Origin of the sequence: Alkaliphilus transvaalensis ATCC 700919, from assembly GCF_000621485.1 — a bacterium.
GTDB classification, from domain to species: Bacteria; Bacillota; Clostridia; order Peptostreptococcales; family Natronincolaceae; genus Alkaliphilus; species Alkaliphilus transvaalensis.
The window spans coordinates 219,706-238,676 of sequence record NZ_JHYF01000001.1 but is presented as its reverse complement, the minus strand read 5'-3'; the positions used below and the strand labels follow the sequence as shown (position 1 = coordinate 238,676).

Sequence of the window (18,971 nt, the reverse complement as noted above, 5' to 3'; positions counted from 1 at the left end):
CTCTATCCAATTATATTACAATTATTCGTTAAATCCTTATTAATTCCTGCAAGAAATAAAATATTTATTTAAATTGTAATATAACACCTTAAAGTCTAAAGGATATACTTAACAATCAATTTAATAAAAAATGGTACAATAAATGATTCTATCAGGGAAGATGTCAGCAAAATTCCGAAAATGGCAAGGTGAATGCCACTATAAATGGTAAACTGTTTTGAGAATCTAAAGTTTCTGACTTTATTTATTTTTGCCTTTAAGACCAGTAGCGCAAAACTTAAAGATACCACTGCGGCCATAATAAAGGCTGGAATAATAATAATATTTTGAGGTAAGACACCAAATAAAAATAAAAGAACACCATATAACCTAAATTCCTCTAATAAAAGACCTACAGTAAATCCAATAACAAATCCTTTGAAACCGATAACCATTAAAACTAATGGTACTGAAATCACTAACAATCCAAAAATCCAATTTAATATTAGTAATTGCGTATTATTTATAATTGACTCTCGAAATACTTCCGTAGATTTAATTTGATTTTGACCAAAAATGTTAAAAAATCCCCTTAAATAAGACACTAGTTCTTGTTTTTGATGGGGATCAATAGCCTTAACGGTAAAGGCCCCAACTGATACCCCTATTAAGAAACAAAGAACTACTATAAAATATATCAGTAAATTTTCCTTAACGTGTTTCTTAATGTTTTCAATCATCTTGTTTGGCACATAAAAACCTCCTCTTTAGACATTTATACTATAAAATCAATATGCCTAAAAAAGAAGTTTTATGCCTTGTCCTGTTATGTATTTTCTATCAAACAAGTTAAAATCTACAAATTAACGGTTAATAAAATTGTTTTGATAATATAAAATTCCAATAATCGTTTTAGAATCTTTTATCTTGCCATTTGAAATCATGGAAAGTGCCTCTTCTATATCTACTTTAAGTACTTCTATGTATTCATCTTCATCGGGACAGCATTCCCCAGCAACTAAATCTTCTGCTAAAAATATATGTAACACCTCATTAGAGAAACCTGAACTTGTGTAGAAGTCTAGCATCTTAGATACTTTCCTAGCCCCATAACCGGTTTCTTCTTTAAGTTCTCTTATAGCTGTATCTTTAGGGTCCTCTTCTGTCTCTATTCTTCCGGCGGGAATTTCAATTAATATTTCTTCTACAGGCTTTCTAAATTGCTTAACCAACAGAAGCTTTCCCTCTTGGGTTATGGCAACTATTCCAACAGCTCCTGAATGTTCAACGATTTCCCTTTTAGAGTATTTTCTGTCAGGTAATTCCACCATATCTACTCTTAAATTGATTACCTTCCCCTCATAAATTCTTTCACTTTTAACGGTTTTTTCATCCATAGGTATAAATCTCCCTCCCTATCAATATAATAGTACAAATTAATAAATCATAGATAAGTTTCTATTGATATCGATAACTATAATTAATACAATGGGGTGTTATGATGATTAAAAAAACTAAGGACAAACTTTTCTTTACTGGTAAAGCCCATCAATTACGGATATTTTTAACTGAAATTGTAGAGAAAAATCCAAAAAACACAACAATAAAAGAATTTCTACAAAAACCTATCCTCAAGTAGGCCTAAACCGTATTGGGCAGCAGCACCACATGTTTGGAAAAAAGCAAGATCTTCTTCTAGACCTCTACCCATGGTATCTACAGTAAAGTGATAACGACTTAAGGCTTCTGTAATAATGTTTCCATTTAATTCTACAATATAGTGTTTTTCATTTATTTTCAAGTTATTTATCTGTTTATATAAAAATTCTTTTTTTTCATCTTCTAATTCTGGAATAATAACATGGGATCTTCCTCTATTGATTTTATCTAGTACGGTTAAACTATGATGACTGATCCCCCGATGGCGACTTCTGAAGTCTGAGAAACTGATTCTTGGGACAGCAATTGGGGTTCCACCTAGTAGCTCTACAGCATCCAAGTTTACCCCTTGTTCTACTCCTGTAAAGCCAAAAGGAGTACCTGTTCCTACAATTCCTGGCCCCATAGTAACAATTACAATATCTAGTTTAGCAATTTCCTTTGCGGCTATTAATGCATTATAAATATTAATACATTCTAGATCTCCACCATAGGCATGTCCTATGGTGATGGTTTTGTCAATGATATGATTTTCTTTTAAAAGTTCTACGGTATTACTTAAGGCTATAGGTAAGGCTGCAGCATCTGTCATAATATAACCAATTTTAATATCTGGTCGAAGATATTTTAGAACGGTACTTATTGGTAATAACATACTATGGAGGCTCCCGACAATAACTGGCATTTTTTCAAGGGATCTAAATTCTAAAAATGTCTTGTGATGGGGGCTTTCTTGTTCTTCAGTTGCAAATACTTTAAACTGTAAAGGCGTATATCTTAACTTCATGATATGCCCTCCATCCATTACGTCTCTTTTTTCATTATCATGGTTACAAAAATTATGTAGTACAAAATGATAACCACCGGTTCCTAGTTTTAGCTTCATGGCGGTGGTATTTAATAGTACTTTATCATTTTCCTTAACTTCTCCCGTCAAGTCGATGTAATTTATGGCTTTCTCTTTTCTCCCATCAACCTCTACTACTAAATCCATCCTATTTTTATTTTTTTTTAAGATCTGCTTTACAATACCTGACTCCAAACTAATCAAAGAGATCACCTCTATTCCCTTCCTAATTGGTCAATATAGTTTAATAAGCCATTTTTTTGTATTATTTTACTGATTGAGTATTTTTCTGAAACTAAATGTATACCTAATAACCCTATTAATAATATCCCCTTTAAAAAAAAGGTGAAGCTCAGTACTGCAACTATTCCAAGAGAAACCCCTAAGGTATTTGAGCCAACATCTCCCATCATTGCCTTTCCTTTAATATCCATTGGAAAATAAACTACACAATATCCCATAACAACAGCTAATATCAACTGTGATTCTCTAGTTAAACCTACAAAAAAGAAAACTAAAGTCAAGAAGAAAATAGATTTAATTGCCCTACCTGGCCTTAAATCTAATAGGTTGATTAAATTTGTCATTAAAGCTATTACTAATAAGTTCACAATGAATTGGATAATTGTAGGGGAAACCAGAAAAGCAATTAGTGAGGCAATCATCCCTCCTATAATTGCTTTAAACCCGCCAGTTGTTAGTCTCCCCTTTAAAAAAGAACCTAGGTGTCCTTTAAATCCAGAAGTTTCTCTATTTCCCATCAAATCATCTAACATTCCTACAAAGGCCATAGTTAGAATTCCACCAAGAAATAGCAGTAATGTGTTTACATGTATTTCATAGATAAGACTAATTAAACAAAATTGAATCAACAATACAGGAATCAGTGTTATCCCCATACCAACAGGAATAACCTCCCTTCGGTAGTTTTCCTTTAAAAGATTACCCTCTACCAACATACTTTTAATAAAGGGAAGGGCAACATAAGTTGTTAAAAGACTAGTTATAAAAACTAAAAATAGATCCATTAAACCCCACCTCTACCCGTTTATTTCCTTTTTTTTATGATAACCTTAAATATCTGCCAAAACTGCCTTCCTCGATGATAAAACCCTTTAAAATTTCTACCTGTTTCATGGTGGGTCATATTAACTTCTACTTCTACTATTCTAAAGTCTTTTCTTAATAGATCTATAGTCATTCCTAACTCGATACCATAACCATGGGCATTTAAGTTTACCTCCTGCAAGACTTCCTTTTTAAAGGCCCTCTGTCCCGACAAAGCTGATGAAATAACTTTGCCAGTATGTATCTTTAATCCTAATTTCACCAACCCTTTCACCAGTCCAAAGCCACCCTTTCTTTTGGCTGGTGGAAATTTAGCGATGGTAACATCAGCTTCATTCTTAAGGATGGGATCGATTAGCTTTACTATTTCAACACTTGAGTCACCTAAATCTGCATCAAGGAATACAATAATGTCCGATAACTTAATAGCTTCCTTTACACCCGTTAACAATGCCGCACCCTTACCTTGATTAATTTGATGCTGTAATAAATTAACGCCTTCTAACTTTAGAACCTCTATTCCTGTAGCATCACAAGAACCATCATCTACAACAAATATATGATTAATTTCCTTAATCATTTGTAGCGGCTTTATGGTTTTCACAACTCTTTTGGCCTCATTATATGCTGGTATGATCACTGAAATATTTGGTTTCAAGAGCTTCATCTCCTACTCATGGTCACTGGTCATAAAGGGTCTTTCATTTTCTAGGTGAAAGATTAATGAAATTCTACCCATTGTAGTATTAATATTGTCTATAGTTGAAATATTTAATCCTTCATAATGGGGCAAATATGAGTATTGGACATCCTGCCTTTCTACCCCCACAACAGGTATATAATTTTTTAAACATTTCCTAATGATATCTAAATCTAGGGTTTCAATCCTCTTATTAGGATTAAGTCCTCCACCTGCAATGACAACATAATCGACAGGCGAACTTTCTAATGTTAATAAATTGCCTTTGATTTGTATGAAATTATTTCTTATAAAATAATCTAATTTTTCATTACTAATCCCAAAAGTTAGTAAATAAACGATACTATCATTTATTACCTCCAGAACATCATCTTCGTCCTTTAAGGATAAGTTAAAGGCACTATTTAACTCTAAAATTTCTTCATATTCGATATTGTATATTCTTTCTGTAAAAAGAAATTCTATTGGAACATTCGCCCCTGATGCTTCAAGTGTTGTCCGAATATCATGATAGTAATAGTCCTTCGATGTAATGATAATTCCTATATTTAATCCATAAAGTCGATTATTAGTTACCTCAGTGTATACTTTCTCAATAAAGCTTGTATTCCGTTGATTTTCCACCATCAACTCTTCTATTTGCTTCGTAAAGTTTTCTTTTTCCATATTTAACTGACTAAACTTTTCCTCTAGAGCATCTACAATAATTTGTTGTTGGCTTAAATAAAGGTCATCACTATCCATATTAAAACCAATAAAGATTCCAATGCCTAATGCAAGAAAAATTGATGCGATTGTTATAACATAATATCTCATATTAATAACCATAGTTTATTACCTCCTAAAGTCCTAAGTATAGTCTTAGTCTTATGTGAAGTAGCCTAATTAAGTACTGTATGGGTTGTGATAGTCCTGCAATAATGAGTATGGGTATTAAAGAAGCTGCCCCAACCCAGAAAATATGACTAATCTCTACATTGCTACAGTAGAGCTGACTTACACCTTTTGCATCTACCAATCTTGTTCCTATTTTCATTCTTACTAGAAAGGTACTACTCATTCCTTTTCGCCCCTTCTCTAAAAAATCGATCATATTAGTATGGGCACCTACTGCTACAATTAATTCAGCCCCTTTTTCATAGGCAAATAGCATGGCAATATCTTCACTAGTTCCCTGCAAGGGAATTGTCGCTGCCTTTAACCCTAAGTCTTTTATTCTCTCTAACCCCGGTGCTCTACCATCGGGATAAGCATGAACGATTATTTCTCCACTTTTTTTTAAACAATGATCACTAATACTATCCATATCTCCAACAACTAGGTCTGGTACCAGTCCAAATTCTAAGAGGGCATCTCCCCCGCCATCGACACCAATTAATATAGGCTTTTCCTCTTTAATATATGAAATGATTGTCTGTAGATCTTCTTTGTAGTTTTTACCCCTTACAACAACCAAAACATGTTTTCCCTTAATAGGTAATTTGGTATTAGGCATTGGTATTTCCTCTAAAATGATTGACTTTTCCTTGGAAGCATAGGATAGTGTATTATCAACGAACTTCTCTAGTTCCACCATCATATTTTTTTCTGCCTTCTCTAAAAGGTCTTTTATTACTTCTTTAGTCATGTTTTTTACTAATCCTAATTCAATCCCTTCCTTCAGTAAAACCCCGTCTTTAATGCTTATTTCGTCTCCATCCTTTATAAGTTCAAAAATGTCTACATCTTCTATTTCTAGTAGTGGTATGTTATGATTATTTAGTATGGTTGGACCAAGGTTTGGGTATCTTCCACTTATTGATGAGTCACAGTTAATTACTGCTGCTACTTTTTTAGAAACTAAAGATTTGGCTGCAACTTCATCTAAATCCCTATGATGGATAACAGCTATATCACCTGCTTCTAATCTTGAAATTAAGTTCTTGGTTCTTTTATCTAACTTAACAGGTGCTGGTTTTAACATAATAAAACCTCCATAAAGTCTTTTTACTTAGTATTTGTAATATTGATGGAATCATTCTACTTATCTATTATGGAAATTGTACCTCATCATAATAATCAGATTTAACTTAATGAAATTATGAAATATATATAAGGATGTGTTTTTTTGAAATTGATCACTTCTATTGAAAAACAAAAAAAGAATCTATATCGTTTTAATATTTATCTTGACCACCAATATGCTTTCTCATGCAACGATGAACTGATTGTTAAGCTTAAGCTAAAAACTGGTAACAAAATTGATGAATCTGCAATTACTGAAATTATTTATGAAGATAATTTTAAAGAAGCATTTAATAAAGGACTTAGTTATTTAGCCCTTCGCTCAAGATCAAAACAAGAAGTTTTTACCTATTTAGTACAAAAAGGTTTTGATGAAGAAATAGTTAATAAAGCAATTGTTCGTTTAAGGGACTATCAATTTGTAAATGATGAGGAGTATGCAAAAACTTATGTTAAGAATCGTTGTCAGAATCAATTAAAGGGTAAAAGATTAATTAGACAAGAATTAACAAAGAAGGGCATAGAAGAAAAAATTATCGAAGGTAATTTAAAGTCCTATTCCTACGAAGAAGAACTGGGAAATGCAATTAAGATTGGCCAACAGTTTTTTATGAATAAGAAAAGTCTTCCTTTAAATCAAATTAAGCAAAAGCTTACGAATCGCCTTATGTCAAAAGGGTATGATTGGACCATTATCACGGAATGTCTGGGAATATTAGAAACAGATCCTGATTTAGTAAAGGCCCTAGAAGAGCAATCTGACTTTTTATTGGAAGAGGCCCTTAAAATAGGAAAAAAGTACTTTGACAAACTCTCTAAAAAGAATAATGACTCTTCTTTCCTACTTAAGCAAAGAGTTGGAGCCTATCTATACCAAAAGGGCTATGAGCAAGAAGTCATAAGAAAAGTGTTAGCAGAATTATAACAGCAAAAAACGATTTAGTTAAATTGCAAAACTCCCTATATACTAACAACTAGTCAAAGGGAGTTTTCTATTACATTGGTTCAGGGATGGGGTCATGTTCATTTCTCAAAATAAAATGATTAACATTTCGCACCCATTCTATCCCAATTTTAGGGAATAAAATTAATACTTTAAAAATTATCATTTCTCTTATCCTCCCTTTCTTGTCTTATCGTTAACTCAAAATGCACTATTTTTATCAAAACATTAGCTTATATTCTTCAATTGAAGGGTTATTTTTTTCTATGTAATAACGAAACTGTTGGTTAAGAATCAAATTTATGTTTTTCTTTGAAATAAAACTTTCTAATTGTTGAAGATGACTTAAAGCATCTTCAAATTCCCTCAACTTAATGCATACTTGAATTATTGTAAAATGAAAATCTATAAGCATCTCATCAGTAGTTGTCCTTTCGACAAAAGGTAGCCCTTCTTTTAAGCTATTTAAAGCATCCCTCGTTTTTTTTAGCATTACTTGACATTTAGCCTTAGTCGTACAGATCCATATATAATGATGGAGGCTTATCTGGCCTTTGAGCTCTAATGCGCTATTAATAAATTGTAAAGCTACTTCAAATTCTAACCGTTGAATATTTAATATAATAAAGTAATGGTAAATGTAAAATAAAGCTTCTCTATTGATTAAACCGTGATCTTCATTACTGTTAGCTTCTATTAGGGAATTGAAAGAGTAAATATCCTTTTTGATACTTCCAAAGTTCATTGTTATTCCTCCTTTCCGTAACCCCAATCAAACTAAAACCCTATAATAGAATGATACCCTAAATTTTACATTGGTTCAAGGTAAATGTAAATGAATTTTATGAAAATTTTTAAATATTTGATTTCATTTTATTAATATTTTCAACTTTGATGAGTTAATTATCTTCTAATTATCCTAACTTGATGAAAGGTAACTTTTGTTAATTTTTACTATTTTTTTGCATTTCAGTAATAATCTATTTATGTAAAACAAAGTCTTCCTTCGGAAGATTCAAAGGATAACTTTAGGTGAAGAAACTAAGGGACTTACACAATTTAATCCATTAAATTGGTGATCTGCTTATGTTGAAACTCATTACGTAAAGTTCTATTATTTTAAGATTAATTAAAGTTGAACTTTCCTATTCGTTAAAAAAAAACACTTCTTGAAAAAAGAAGTGTTTTTCTAAAAAAAATGTTTTTTTTATTATATTATCCTACCTGTTGTTGTAATCTTAATTTATCTGCCACCATCGCTATAAATTCGGAATTTGTAGGTTTCCCCTTTTCAATATTTATTGTATAACCGAAAAGAGCATTAATGGTATCTACTCTTCCTCTGCTCCATGCAACTTCAATGGCATGTCGAATTGCTCTTTCAACTCTACTGGCTGTTGTGTTATATTTTCTAGCAATGGAAGGATAAAGTTCCTTAGTTACTGCACTTAGAAGTTCTAAATTCCCAACTACCATCGTGATGGCATCCCTTAAATATACATAGCCCTTTATGTGGGCAGGTACCCCAATTTCATGAATAATATTTGTAATTTCTGCTTCTAAACTCTTATTATTGGTAACGAAAGTTTGTTTTTGCGTTGTTTGAGGTGCCATAGGTCTTTTCTTTTCAGAATTAGCAGTTGCTCCACCCATTGTTTGACGGATTCTCTCTATAAAAACCTCAAAATCAAAAGGTTTAATTACATAATAATCTGCACCTAAACTAATTGCCCTTTGGGTAATTTTATCTTGTCCTACAGCTGAAAGTATAATTATCTTAGGAAATTTCTCCAAATTAATGGCATTTAATTTCTCCAAAACCCCTAAACCATCAAGATGAGGCATAATTATATCTAAAACCACCACATCAGGCGTTCTTTTTGCTATCATTTCTACAGCCTCTACTCCATCTTTTGCAACTCCGACGACTTCGATATCCTGCTGTCTTTCCAGATATTCTGATAAAATATCGCAGAAGTCTTCATTATCATCAGCAATTAATACGTTAATTTTTTCATTGTTCAAAAGTATCGCCCCCTGATTAACTTTAATTTTAAAATTTACTAAATTACTCTTTCGACAAAGGGAGGTCTTATCCTTCTGAAAAATAAAAAATATTGACTTTATTGAGTAAAAATCGTTTTCTTTTTTTCTTTGTTTTTCATTTATATTTTACATTTTCCTGTCGTTAATTGTCGAAAACCCCTGATTCCTGTAGCATCCACTCAATAAAGATTCCATAACCTCTAGTGGGGTCGTTTACTAGAACATGGGTTACTGCACCTACCACTCTTTCATCTTGAATAATAGGACTTCCACTCATACCTTGAACTATGCCGCCAGTTTTCTCTAATAACCTAGGATCTGTTATCCTTATAATCATACTCTTACTGTCGGCTTTAGATTGATTGATTACCCTTAAAATTTCTATATCATACTTATTAATTTGATTATCATCCAATGTTGTTAAAATGTATGCTGGTCCTTCTTTAATTTCGTGCTGATAGGCTATTTCCATTGGGACATTAAATTTATTGTTGGGAAAGTCTCTTATCATTTCTCCATAGACACCATGTACAGTATTTTTTTCAAGTCTTCCTATAGGACTGTTGACGTCATTAAAGATTCCTCTTATTTCACCAGGACGACCTTTCTTACCTGGCTGTATTGAAATAACCTTAGAATTCATTATCTCTCCATCTTTGATAGACATTAATTCACCTGTATCAACGTCTGCTATACCATGACCAAGGGCTCCAAACTTCTTAGAATCTTTATGATAGAAGGTTAAAGTACCTACACCTGCTGTTTTGTCCCTTACCCATAGACCTAATTTATAGCTTCCATCCTCTCCCGATTGAATGGGAGTTACGTTAGCAGTAAATTCCCTTCCATTTCTCTTTAAAACTAATTCTAAGTTTTCTCCGTTACTTTCTTGAACAAGCTCTGCAACATGTAGAGAACTCTCAACCATTGTATTATTGATAGCAATGAGGGAGTCCCCAATTCTAATTCCATTCTTTTCTGCTATACTGTGTCTATTTCCGCTAATATCGGTTATTTCTGCTACACCTACCACTAACACACCTTCTGTATTCAGTTTTACGCCTATTGATTGGCCCCCTGGATAAACCTCTAATCTTGGCACTACATTAACTTTTACAGTTTTATAAGGTATTAAACCCAATACTTTATAGTGAAGATCTGCGCTGCCTTTCTCCAATGTCTTTAACTGGATTCCGTTATTTCTACCTAGGTAAGTTTTCGATAATTCTTCTACTGGGTTCACTTCTAAAATGCTATTTTCCTCTAGATCGTAGGTAAACGATAAAGGAAATCTGGCATCTATTACATAGTCATCCCCAACCTTTATATTATATTCAGATGGGATTGCTCCAGTAAAGTCCAGTACCACCAGATAGATTAACATAATAGAGAAGGTGCAAAGAATTAAATTTCCTAAAAATAACAATTTTCTTTTGTGTCTCATTTCATCACTCTCCCAGCAATTTTTGGATTGCCTTCATTTCTTTATAGCTATACTTAATTTGGCTTTTTGGGACAGTGATTATGATATATAAATTTTTTAAAACTTGTCAGTTTTTGTTTATCCTTTTGAATAATTGGAAATTCCATAATTAACTTTAAATTTATATTAATGAATTCAAAACAAAAATTCGCTACTTAGTGTTAAATTTAATATTAATGACGTTAAAAACTTTCATGCTAACAGTTTAATATGATTTACTTCATCAAAAAAAATCTTAAGAGAAAATTAAGATTTTCTTTTAAGATTTCCTTGTTCTATCAGTTCTTTTGCATGTTTTAAAGTAATATCAGTTAATTCTCCACCTAAAAGGCGGCCAACTTCTTTGATTCTTTCTTCAACATTTATTTTATTTACCTCCGTCTTAGTTGAGTGATCTAGTTGCTTTTTTTCAATTAAATAATGGCTATCTGCTAAAGAGGCAATTTGAGGTAAATGGGTAATACAGATTACTTGATGATTTTGGGATATATGATAGAGATTTTTCCCAACGACTTGAGCTGTACGTCCACTAATTCCAGTATCAATTTCATCGAATATAAGTGTTGGAATATGGTCTACATTTGCTAAGATGGTTTTTAAGGCCAGCATAATTCTCGACATTTCTCCCCCAGAAGCTATTTTTGCTAATGGCTTTAATGGCTCACCTAAGTTAGTTGATATTTTAAACTCAACATGATCAATGCCTTTTTCATTAACCTTAAAGTTATTATTTGAATCATACGTATGATTGATAGCTACTTCAAAGGAAACCTTTCCCATATTGAGGGTTTCTAAAATTTGAGTTAGTTCTTGTTGAAAGGTTGAAGCAATTTTTTTTCTAATATTACTTAATACTAATCCTTTGCTTACGACCTTTTTTTGTGCTTCTTCGATTTCCTTTTTTAATCTAGTTATTTCCACTTCACTATTTTGATAGAAGTCTAATTCTTTTTGAATACTTTTAAAATAATGAAGTACTTCATCAACTGACTTTCCATATTTTCTTTTCAAGTTATTTATTGTATCTAAACGACTCTCTACTTCATTTAGTAGTTCTGGTTCAAAATTAATTTCTTCTTTATAATCTCTTATATCTCTAGATATGTCCTGTAATTTATATAATACTTCCTCTAAAGACTGATGGAAATATTCTAGTTTTTCATCATAGCTTGTTACATGTTGTAACTGATTAATAATCTTTGAGAGGGCATCTATCATCGGGGCTTGCCGATTGCCTTCATGTAGTTCAGTATATGCTTCTGCCACTGCCTTATAAATTTTTTCGCTGTTAGCTAAGCGATTTTTCTGTTGATTTAAGGCATCTTCTTCTCCACTACTAACTTGAGCTGCTTCTATCTCTTGAATTTGAAATTTTAAGAGGTCTATTTTCCGCTCTCGTTCTATTTCATTAGAGCAAATTGATGCTAAACGTGATTTTAGATTTGTAAGATTATGGTATTCTATTGAAATTTCTTTTAATAAAATTTCAACTTCTTGTCCACCAAAAGCATCTAACAGATCAATATGAGATTGAGTATTTAATAAAGATTGATGCTGATGTTGTCCATGGATATCAATTAACTTCTGGGTAATGTTTTTTAAGACCCCTTGGGTGACAATTGTACCATTTATACGACCAGTACTTCTGCCATTGGCATAAATCTCTCTTGTTACGACTAATGAATGATCTTGTTCTTCTTCAATACCATATTGACCCAATAAATCCTTCAGTCCAAAGATCCCATCTGTATTAAATAAAGCCTGTATGGTACATTTATTAGTTCCTGAGCGGACAAATTCCCTGTCAGCCCGTTCTCCTATAGCCATATTTACTGCATCAATGATAATTGATTTACCTGCACCTGTTTCACCTGTAAGGATGTTTAACCCCTTATCAAATTGAAGATAAAGTTCATCGATTAATGCAAAGTTTTTTACCTCCAGCTCTAATAACATAAAGAGCCTCCTCTACTTCATCAATTTTCTAAATTTCTCCATGGCTTCTTCCATTTTTTCATGATCTCTTATCAAAACAAAAATTGTATCATCCCCTGCTACAGAGCCTACGATTCCATCTAAACCTGCAGCGTCAATAGCAGAAGCTGCTGCTTGGGCTGCTGCTGGAATCGTTTTTAACACCAACATATTTCCAGAATGGTCTATTGAAAGTATAGAATCTTTAAAGAGTCTAATTAATCGATCCGATAAAACAGAGTCTTGACTTTTTAATGTAGCATACTTGTATTTTCCACTTTTAGCCAACACCTTTATTAATCTTAATTCTTTAATATCTCTTGAAACTGTTGCTTGAGTAACATTTAAGCCAATTTTTTTAAGTTCCTCTGATAATTCTTCTTGGGTTTCAATTTCCTGATTTTCGATTATTTCTAATATTTTAGCATGCCTTGTATACTTCATGGTAAACCTCCTTTATTAACATTAATAATCTATATCCACTTTGTTGTATTTTTATTATTCTTCATAAAAATTCATTTTCCTTCAAGATAACATATTATTCTAATTTTTTTTAAACATATTAATTTTTGTATACGAAAATAAAAGCCAGCACAGCTGGCTTTTATTAGTGGTCCATTAAAGCATTTGATGAGATTCTAAGACTTTTACATTGATATCCTCTTTAGAGATCACCATTTTAGAATTAGAATCATTACATAAATGTAATAAATATTCAATATTACCTTCAGGCCCTTTAATAGGTGAAAATGAAAAATTCATAATAGAAAAATTGCTAGCGTGACAGAAATTAACGATATCATCTACTACTTGTTGATGAACCTTTATATCCTTCACAACTCCTTTTTTTCCTACATTTTCTCTACCTGCTTCAAATTGTGGTTTAACTAATGCTACAATTTCTCCACCATCACGAATTAATTCTTTAACAACTGGCAATACCAATCTTAAAGATATAAAAGAAACATCAATTGAAGCAAAGTCTGCCATTTCTCCTAATTCTTCTTGCTTAACGTATCTAATATTTGTTCTTTCCATACAAACAACTCTAGCATCTTGGCGAAGCTTCCAATCTAACTGTCCATATCCTACATCGATAGAGAATACTTTTTTAGCTCCATTTTGTAACATACAGTCTGTAAAGCCTCCTGTCGAAGCTCCAATATCAAGACAGACTTTTTCTTGTAAAACAATATCAAATTCTTTAATGGCTTTTTCTAATTTTAAGCCCCCACGGCTTACATAAGGAATTGCATTTTCTTTTACTAAAAGAACAGCATCTTCACTTACTTTAGTTCCTGGCTTATCCACTTTTTGTTGATCTACAAAAACAAGCCCTGCCATTATTGTTCTTCTGGCCTTTTCTCGACTATCAAAGTAGCCCTTATCAAATAATAATTGATCTAACCTTATCTTCTGTGCCATTACCAATCTCCTAATTATCTATTAATTACTACTTTCCCTCTACTATTTGCAACAAAATCTTCTAATATCTCTTCCGTAATTCTTTCTACAGTTAAACCGTAAAAATTATGTAGGCTCTCTACATCTCCATGCTCAATAAATATGTCTGGTAACGCTAATATTTTCATATCTTTTTTTATGTTATTATCATTTAAAAGAGTTAATACCTGAGTTCCAAAACCACCGATCTTAACATGGTCTTCTATTGTATAGATATATTTGCATTTATCAGCATATTGTAGAATTAAGTAATCATCAAGGGGCTTAATAAATCTAGGATTTATTAAGGCGGCTTTTATCCCTTTAGCTTCAAGATTCTTGCATACTTCTAAACCTACCCCATTCATATGTCCTAAGGCAAAAATAACAAGATCTCGTCCTTCATCATATACTACTTCTCCCTTACCAGTTACAATTTCTTCGTTAGTATCAACCTCTGCATTATCCACATTACCTCTGGGGTATCTTATCGCAACTGGTCCACTAGATTTAGATGCGTATTTAATCATCTGTTTTAGTTCCCTACCATCCTTTGGAGAAAGAAAGGTTAAGTTAGGAATACAAGATAAAAATGATATATCAAAGGTTCCGTGATGGGTTTCACCGTCATTGCCTACAAGGCCTGCTCGATCCACTAATAAAGTGACTGGCAAGTTTTGAAGACATACATCATGTACAACCTGATCAAACCCCCTCTGTAAAAAGGTCGAATAAAGGGGGATAAAGGGTTTATATCCCTCGGCAGCCATTCCTGCTGCAAAGGTTACTGCATGTTGTTCTGCAATTCCTACATCAAACAACCTTTTTGGAAACCGTTCTCCAAAGGTTGTTAACCCTGTTCCTGCTGGCATAGCAGCTGTAATAGCAACCACTCGCTGATCTTTTTCTGCCAATTCAATTAAAGTATTTCCAGCTATATCAGAATAAGATATCTTTTTCTTATTTGAGACAGGTTTACCCGAATCTACTTTAAAGGGACTAACTCCATGGAAGTCTGATGGGCTGGCCTCTGCCAATGAATACCCCTTCCCCTTTGTTGTTAATACATGTAGTAATACTGGGCCAGATATGTTTTTACATTGCTTAAGGGCCTTACATAAGGCGCTATAATCGTGGCCATCTATGGGGCCAATATAGGTTAGTCCTAATTCTTCAAACAAAACTCCTGGAACAAAAAAATATTTAATGGCATCCTTTGCCTTTTCAGCAGTTTTTACCATAGTTTTGCCAATTGCTGGTATATTGCTAATTAGGTTCTCAACATCACCTTTTACCTTTGAATAAACTGGTGCAGTTCGAATCTTACTTAAATATTTTGATAGTCCTCCAACATTCTCTGATATGGACATTTCATTATCATTTAAAATCACAATTAGGTTAGTTTTACTTTGACCAGCGTGATTTAAAGCTTCAAAAGCCATTCCTCCAGTTAATGCTCCATCCCCTATTACAGCAACAATTGAGTGCTTTTCTTTTTTTAAGTCTCTAACAGTAGCCATTCCGAGGGCAGCCGATATTGAAGTACTACTATGCCCAGTGTCAAAGTGATCATGAAGACTTTCTTTTCTTTTTGGAAAGCCACTTAATCCTTTATATTGACGTAAACTACTAAAGTCATTTCTTCTCCCTGTTAATATTTTATGCACATAGCTCTGATGTCCCACATCCCAAATAAACTTATCTTTAAGACTATCAAATTCTGTGTGCATTGCTAACGTTAACTCCACTACCCCTAAATTAGATGCTAAATGCCCACCTGTCTTAGAAACTGAATGAACAAGAAATCTTCGAATTTCCTTTGCTAAAGCTGCCATTTCAGATTCCTTCAACTTTTTTAAATCACTGGGTGAGTTAATCTGTTCTAGATATTTATACATGATCGCTCATCCTCTTTCTTATTTTCTACCATTGGTTTCTGGAATTAAATCTACCCCAAATTTACTACTTATAAAGTCTAATACTCTAGCAGTTTTATACACAATTAGTTGTGCTTGATTTATACCAACACTTTTTCCCATCGCTTTCCCCCCTACTGTTAAGGAGGCAACGAACCCAGTTATCACTATGGTCATTAACGATCTAGGAACAATTGTAGTTTGCAATTTAAGAATAATGGTGGCACCTGCCACCCCACTAACAATTCCACAAATATCTCCAATTACGTCGTTACAAAAATTTGATACGACACCTGCATTTTTTAATAATCTGATGGCACATTTTGCACCTTCAACCTTATCAGCTGCCATAGCGTGAAAAGGTGTTTCGACAGCAGCTGTTACTGCTATACCAATCATATCACTGATTACTCCTACGGTTACGATTATCAATAGAATAGTAAAAGCAAACACTAAACTTGTATTACTTAATATAATTTCCGATAAAATACTTATACCGATTGTAAGGAAAAAAGTCCAGATGGAAATAATAATAACCCAATGAAGATTATATTTCTTCCATATACTATTTTTATCAGTATTCCCCTTTTTCACATTTTTACTGCCAACCGACAAAAAAATCCCCCCATTTATAGAGTCCTTTAACTCAAAAGAAAAAATAATAATATAAAGCTGATAGTAATCACTATCAGCTAATTGGTAGTGGTAATACATCAAGTAAATTTTACGGCTTAGGTCCAGTTGGATTTCCCAGTTTAATACTGCCTGTCGCCATAGCAGCGGTTTCCCTTTAAATTAAACTCTACCTTGTCACCAAAAGCAGGACTGGATTACCACTTAGTCCGCACTGTAATCCTTGATGTATCTCGTCAAACGAACAGTCTAGGAGTTTTCCTCTACAATTTCCCATAACTCTTAGCCTCTTTTGCAGTATAGGTTTCAAGCGGCAATGAATCCGTTAGATGGGCCCTATCCTTCAGAAACTGATCCACTTATCCACCTATCCCACTCAAGGCAGGCTACTCTACAGGGTTGCCCAATCAGAGCTCCTATAGGTTTCTCCCCACTATAATTATTAAAATTATAATCGGTCTCCACGAAGCGAGGGTCATCGCCCGCATGCCATTGCAGATCGCCCCCATCTCCTTACTCCCAGCAACGACCCCCAACTGGGCGTCAGCAGCCGTTACTAGGAACTTCATCGATGTGCCCTTTGACGGATTTTTAGCCCCGCCTTCAAAGCCAGGAAAATTGACTAGAATACTGCACCACTGAAATAATTACAAAAATTATAACATACTAAAATTTTTATATCAAATCAATAGATACGCTACTACAACCCCTAATAGGGCACCTGCAAACACTTCAATTGGTGTATGGCCTACTAGCTCCTTCAATCGTTGTTCTGTTACGTTTTTCTCTCTCTTACCCTTTTTCTTATGAAGATCCTCTATCATCTTATTAATAATAATCGCTTGCTTTCCTACAGCTCTACGAACACCGGCTGCATCATACATAACAATTAAAGCCATAACAATAGCTATTGCAAACAAGGTAGAGTCCCATCCATGAACTAACCCTATTGATGTAGAGAGGCCCATCACAAAGGAAGAATGGGAACTGGGCATGCCACCAGAACCAACAAACCTCCAAACATTAAATCTTCTATCAACAATCAGGGTATGTATTACTTTTAAGGATTGTGCAATAAACCATGCTAAAACTGAAACCCATAATACTTTGTTATTGCCAACGGTATCAAAAAAGCCCACTGTCATCCCTCCTTAAATCTACGTTTCCCTATCAATCAAATATTGACTCAAATGGTATAGAAAACTTCCTTTTTCACCATATGTAGATAGGATCTCATTGATACTATTAGTTAGCTCCCTCACCTTATTAATTGAAAATTCGAGACCATGGAGACTAGGATATGTTGATTTTTCGTTATCTTGGTCACTACCAGTCTTTTTACCAAGTTTTTCTTGATCTCCAACAATATCTAATATATCGTCTTTAATCTGAAAAGCTAAACCCAATTGCTGACCGACGTAAGCCATATTTTCTATATCTTTTTCAGATGCACCTGCAATAATTGCTCCTATTTTAAGGGGTACAGTAATTAATGCTGCTGTTTTGTTATGATGAATATAATCTAAGGTATCTGCATCAATGGCTTTCCCTTCACTCTCTAGATCAACAGTTTGTCCACCAATCATGCCATAGATTCCTGCCGCTTTAGCAATCTCATTTATGCTTCTTAGGTAAGGTTTTGGTTCATCTCTTTTCAAAGCGTCCCTTAACATAACTTCATAAGAATAGTTTAATAAACCATCCCCAGCAAGGATTGCCATCCCTTCTCCAAATACTTTATGGTTTGTTAGTTTTCCCCTTCTATAGTCGTCATTATCCATAGCAGGTAAATCATCATGTACTAATGAATAGGTATGAATCATTTCTAATCCGCAAGCATAGGGCATCACTTTATTTAAGTCATCTGCAAATAAGTTGTAAGATGCCAATGCCAGTACAGGACGAAGTCTCTTTCCACCAGCAAACATACTATATTTCATTGCCTCAACAACTTTTTTATTTTTGTCTTCAGGTATGCTAAAGTAGTCATCTAACTGTCTATTGACTATGCTAAGATATTCCTCTAGTTGATTTTTCCACTCCATTGTCTATTCCTCCTCTGTCTCAAAGGGAACCTGCTTCAAAACCCCATTTTCGTCAATAATCATAGCGATTTTTTCTTCTGCCTCATTTAGTTTTTGATGGCAAAATTGATATAGTTCTACACCCTCTTGAAATAGTTTTAAAGAATCTTCTAATTCCATATTTTGATCCTCTAACTGGTGCATGATCTCTTCGAGCTTTTTAATCGCCTCTTCAAATTTCCTTTTCTTCAA

The 18,971-nt window shown here is 33.4% G+C and carries 20 protein-coding genes; 2 read left to right on the top strand and 18 right to left on the bottom strand.

The window, feature by feature from the left end:
* Positions 1-95 precede the first annotated feature (95 nt).
* Positions 96-731, bottom strand: coding sequence for a stage II sporulation protein M (spoIIM, locus tag T335_RS0101100; RefSeq protein WP_026475894.1), 636 nt, complete (start codon positions 729-731; stop codon positions 96-98).
* 111 nt (positions 732-842) lie between these two features.
* Positions 843-1,376 (bottom strand): NUDIX hydrolase, encoded by a 534-nt coding sequence (locus tag T335_RS0101095; protein WP_034327396.1) that lies wholly within the window; start codon positions 1,374-1,376, stop codon positions 843-845.
* Between the two features lie 104 nt (positions 1,377-1,480).
* On the opposite strand from T335_RS0101095, the gene T335_RS22140 reads away from it, so the two are divergent.
* Complete coding sequence (locus T335_RS22140) at positions 1,481-1,618, top strand: hypothetical protein (RefSeq protein ID WP_156943601.1); 138 nt, start codon at positions 1,481-1,483, stop codon at positions 1,616-1,618.
* Here the strand turns inward: T335_RS22140 and T335_RS0101085 are convergent.
* From T335_RS0101085 to steA, 5 genes are read right to left on the bottom strand one after another with little or no spacing between them, the layout of a single operon-like run.
* Positions 1,595-2,689, bottom strand: a complete 1,095-nt coding sequence (locus T335_RS0101085) for a DUF3866 family protein (RefSeq protein ID WP_026475892.1) — start codon at positions 2,687-2,689, stop codon at positions 1,595-1,597. The genes T335_RS22140 and T335_RS0101085 overlap by 24 nt on opposite strands.
* Before the next feature lie 11 nt (positions 2,690-2,700).
* Positions 2,701-3,513, bottom strand: coding sequence for an MraY family glycosyltransferase (locus T335_RS0101080; protein WP_026475891.1), 813 nt, complete (start codon positions 3,511-3,513; stop codon positions 2,701-2,703).
* A gap of 20 nt (positions 3,514-3,533) precedes the next feature.
* Positions 3,534-4,211 (bottom strand): glycosyltransferase family 2 protein, encoded by a 678-nt coding sequence (locus tag T335_RS0101075; RefSeq protein WP_026475890.1) that lies wholly within the window; start codon positions 4,209-4,211, stop codon positions 3,534-3,536.
* Positions 4,212-4,223: 12 nt separating this feature from the next.
* A complete protein-coding gene (locus tag T335_RS0101070) occupies positions 4,224-5,081 on the bottom strand; it encodes a copper transporter (RefSeq protein WP_026475889.1) in 858 nt (285 codons plus the stop codon).
* Positions 5,082-5,094: 13 nt separating this feature from the next.
* Positions 5,095-6,216, bottom strand: coding sequence for a putative cytokinetic ring protein SteA (gene steA, locus T335_RS0101065; RefSeq protein WP_026475888.1), 1,122 nt, complete (start codon positions 6,214-6,216; stop codon positions 5,095-5,097).
* Between the two features lie 144 nt (positions 6,217-6,360).
* Here steA and T335_RS0101060 point away from each other — a divergent pair, with 144 nt between their 5' ends.
* A complete protein-coding gene (locus tag T335_RS0101060) occupies positions 6,361-7,182 on the top strand; it encodes a RecX family transcriptional regulator (protein ID WP_026475887.1) in 822 nt (273 codons plus the stop codon).
* A gap of 238 nt (positions 7,183-7,420) precedes the next feature.
* Here T335_RS0101060 and T335_RS0101050 read toward each other — a convergent pair whose 3' ends face one another.
* The 11 genes from T335_RS0101050 to xseB all read right to left on the bottom strand — a co-directional run bounded on the left by T335_RS0101050 (position 7,421) and on the right by xseB (position 18,971).
* Positions 7,421-7,945: a hypothetical protein gene (locus tag T335_RS0101050; protein WP_026475886.1), complete on the bottom strand. Its 525-nt coding sequence runs from the start codon at positions 7,943-7,945 to the stop codon at positions 7,421-7,423.
* 470 nt (positions 7,946-8,415) lie between these two features.
* Positions 8,416-9,225 (bottom strand): sporulation transcription factor Spo0A, encoded by an 810-nt coding sequence (gene spo0A, locus T335_RS0101045; protein WP_026475885.1) that lies wholly within the window; start codon positions 9,223-9,225, stop codon positions 8,416-8,418.
* A 163-nt stretch (positions 9,226-9,388) separates the two neighbouring features.
* On the bottom strand, positions 9,389-10,690 hold the full coding sequence (gene spoIVB / locus T335_RS0101040; RefSeq protein WP_026475884.1) for a SpoIVB peptidase: 1,302 nt from the start codon (positions 10,688-10,690) through the stop codon (positions 9,389-9,391).
* Positions 10,691-10,975: 285 nt separating this feature from the next.
* Positions 10,976-12,685, bottom strand: a complete 1,710-nt coding sequence (gene recN / locus T335_RS0101035; protein ID WP_026475883.1) for a DNA repair protein RecN — start codon at positions 12,683-12,685, stop codon at positions 10,976-10,978.
* A gap of 12 nt (positions 12,686-12,697) precedes the next feature.
* Positions 12,698-13,147, bottom strand: a complete 450-nt coding sequence (locus tag T335_RS0101030; RefSeq protein ID WP_026475882.1) for an arginine repressor — start codon at positions 13,145-13,147, stop codon at positions 12,698-12,700.
* A 174-nt stretch (positions 13,148-13,321) separates the two neighbouring features.
* Positions 13,322-14,128 (bottom strand): TlyA family RNA methyltransferase, encoded by an 807-nt coding sequence (locus T335_RS0101025; protein WP_026475881.1) that lies wholly within the window; start codon positions 14,126-14,128, stop codon positions 13,322-13,324.
* Positions 14,129-14,142: 14 nt separating this feature from the next.
* Positions 14,143-16,044, bottom strand: coding sequence for a 1-deoxy-D-xylulose-5-phosphate synthase (dxs, locus tag T335_RS0101020; protein ID WP_026475880.1), 1,902 nt, complete (start codon positions 16,042-16,044; stop codon positions 14,143-14,145).
* Positions 16,045-16,062: 18 nt separating this feature from the next.
* Positions 16,063-16,677: a hypothetical protein gene (locus T335_RS0101015; protein WP_242837233.1), complete on the bottom strand. Its 615-nt coding sequence runs from the start codon at positions 16,675-16,677 to the stop codon at positions 16,063-16,065.
* Positions 16,678-17,375: 698 nt separating this feature from the next.
* On the bottom strand, positions 17,376-17,834 hold the full coding sequence (locus T335_RS0101000) for a divergent PAP2 family protein (RefSeq protein ID WP_026475878.1): 459 nt from the start codon (positions 17,832-17,834) through the stop codon (positions 17,376-17,378).
* Positions 17,835-17,852: 18 nt separating this feature from the next.
* The gene (locus T335_RS0100995; protein ID WP_026475877.1) at positions 17,853-18,740 is read right to left on the bottom strand and encodes a polyprenyl synthetase family protein; all 888 of its coding nucleotides are present in this window, start codon (positions 18,738-18,740) and stop codon (positions 17,853-17,855) included.
* A gap of 3 nt (positions 18,741-18,743) precedes the next feature.
* Positions 18,744-18,971 (bottom strand): exodeoxyribonuclease VII small subunit, encoded by a 228-nt coding sequence (gene xseB / locus T335_RS0100990; RefSeq protein WP_026475876.1) that lies wholly within the window; start codon positions 18,969-18,971, stop codon positions 18,744-18,746.

Bases quoted from the DNA above. Each gene is read 5' to 3' on its own strand.
- T335_RS0101050 (WP_026475886.1), bottom strand. From the start codon at position 7,945: ATGAACTTTGGAAGTATCAAAAAGGATATTTACTCTTTCAATTCCCTA.
- spoIVB (WP_026475884.1), bottom strand. From the start codon at position 10,690: ATGAGACACAAAAGAAAATTGTTATTTTTAGGAAATTTAATTCTTTGC.
- T335_RS0101080 (WP_026475891.1), bottom strand. From the start codon at position 3,513: ATGGATCTATTTTTAGTTTTTATAACTAGTCTTTTAACAACTTATGTT.
- T335_RS22140 (WP_156943601.1), top strand. From the start codon at position 1,481: ATGATTAAAAAAACTAAGGACAAACTTTTCTTTACTGGTAAAGCCCAT.
- T335_RS0101030 (WP_026475882.1), bottom strand. From the start codon at position 13,147: ATGAAGTATACAAGGCATGCTAAAATATTAGAAATAATCGAAAATCAG.
- recN (WP_026475883.1), bottom strand. From the start codon at position 12,685: ATGTTATTAGAGCTGGAGGTAAAAAACTTTGCATTAATCGATGAACTT.
- T335_RS0101070 (WP_026475889.1), bottom strand. From the start codon at position 5,081: ATGGTTATTAATATGAGATATTATGTTATAACAATCGCATCAATTTTT.
- T335_RS0101095 (WP_034327396.1), bottom strand. From the start codon at position 1,376: ATGGATGAAAAAACCGTTAAAAGTGAAAGAATTTATGAGGGGAAGGTA.
- T335_RS0100995 (WP_026475877.1), bottom strand. From the start codon at position 18,740: ATGGAGTGGAAAAATCAACTAGAGGAATATCTTAGCATAGTCAATAGA.
- steA (WP_026475888.1), bottom strand. From the start codon at position 6,216: ATGTTAAAACCAGCACCTGTTAAGTTAGATAAAAGAACCAAGAACTTA.
- dxs (WP_026475880.1), bottom strand. From the start codon at position 16,044: ATGTATAAATATCTAGAACAGATTAACTCACCCAGTGATTTAAAAAAG.
- T335_RS0101025 (WP_026475881.1), bottom strand. From the start codon at position 14,128: ATGGCACAGAAGATAAGGTTAGATCAATTATTATTTGATAAGGGCTAC.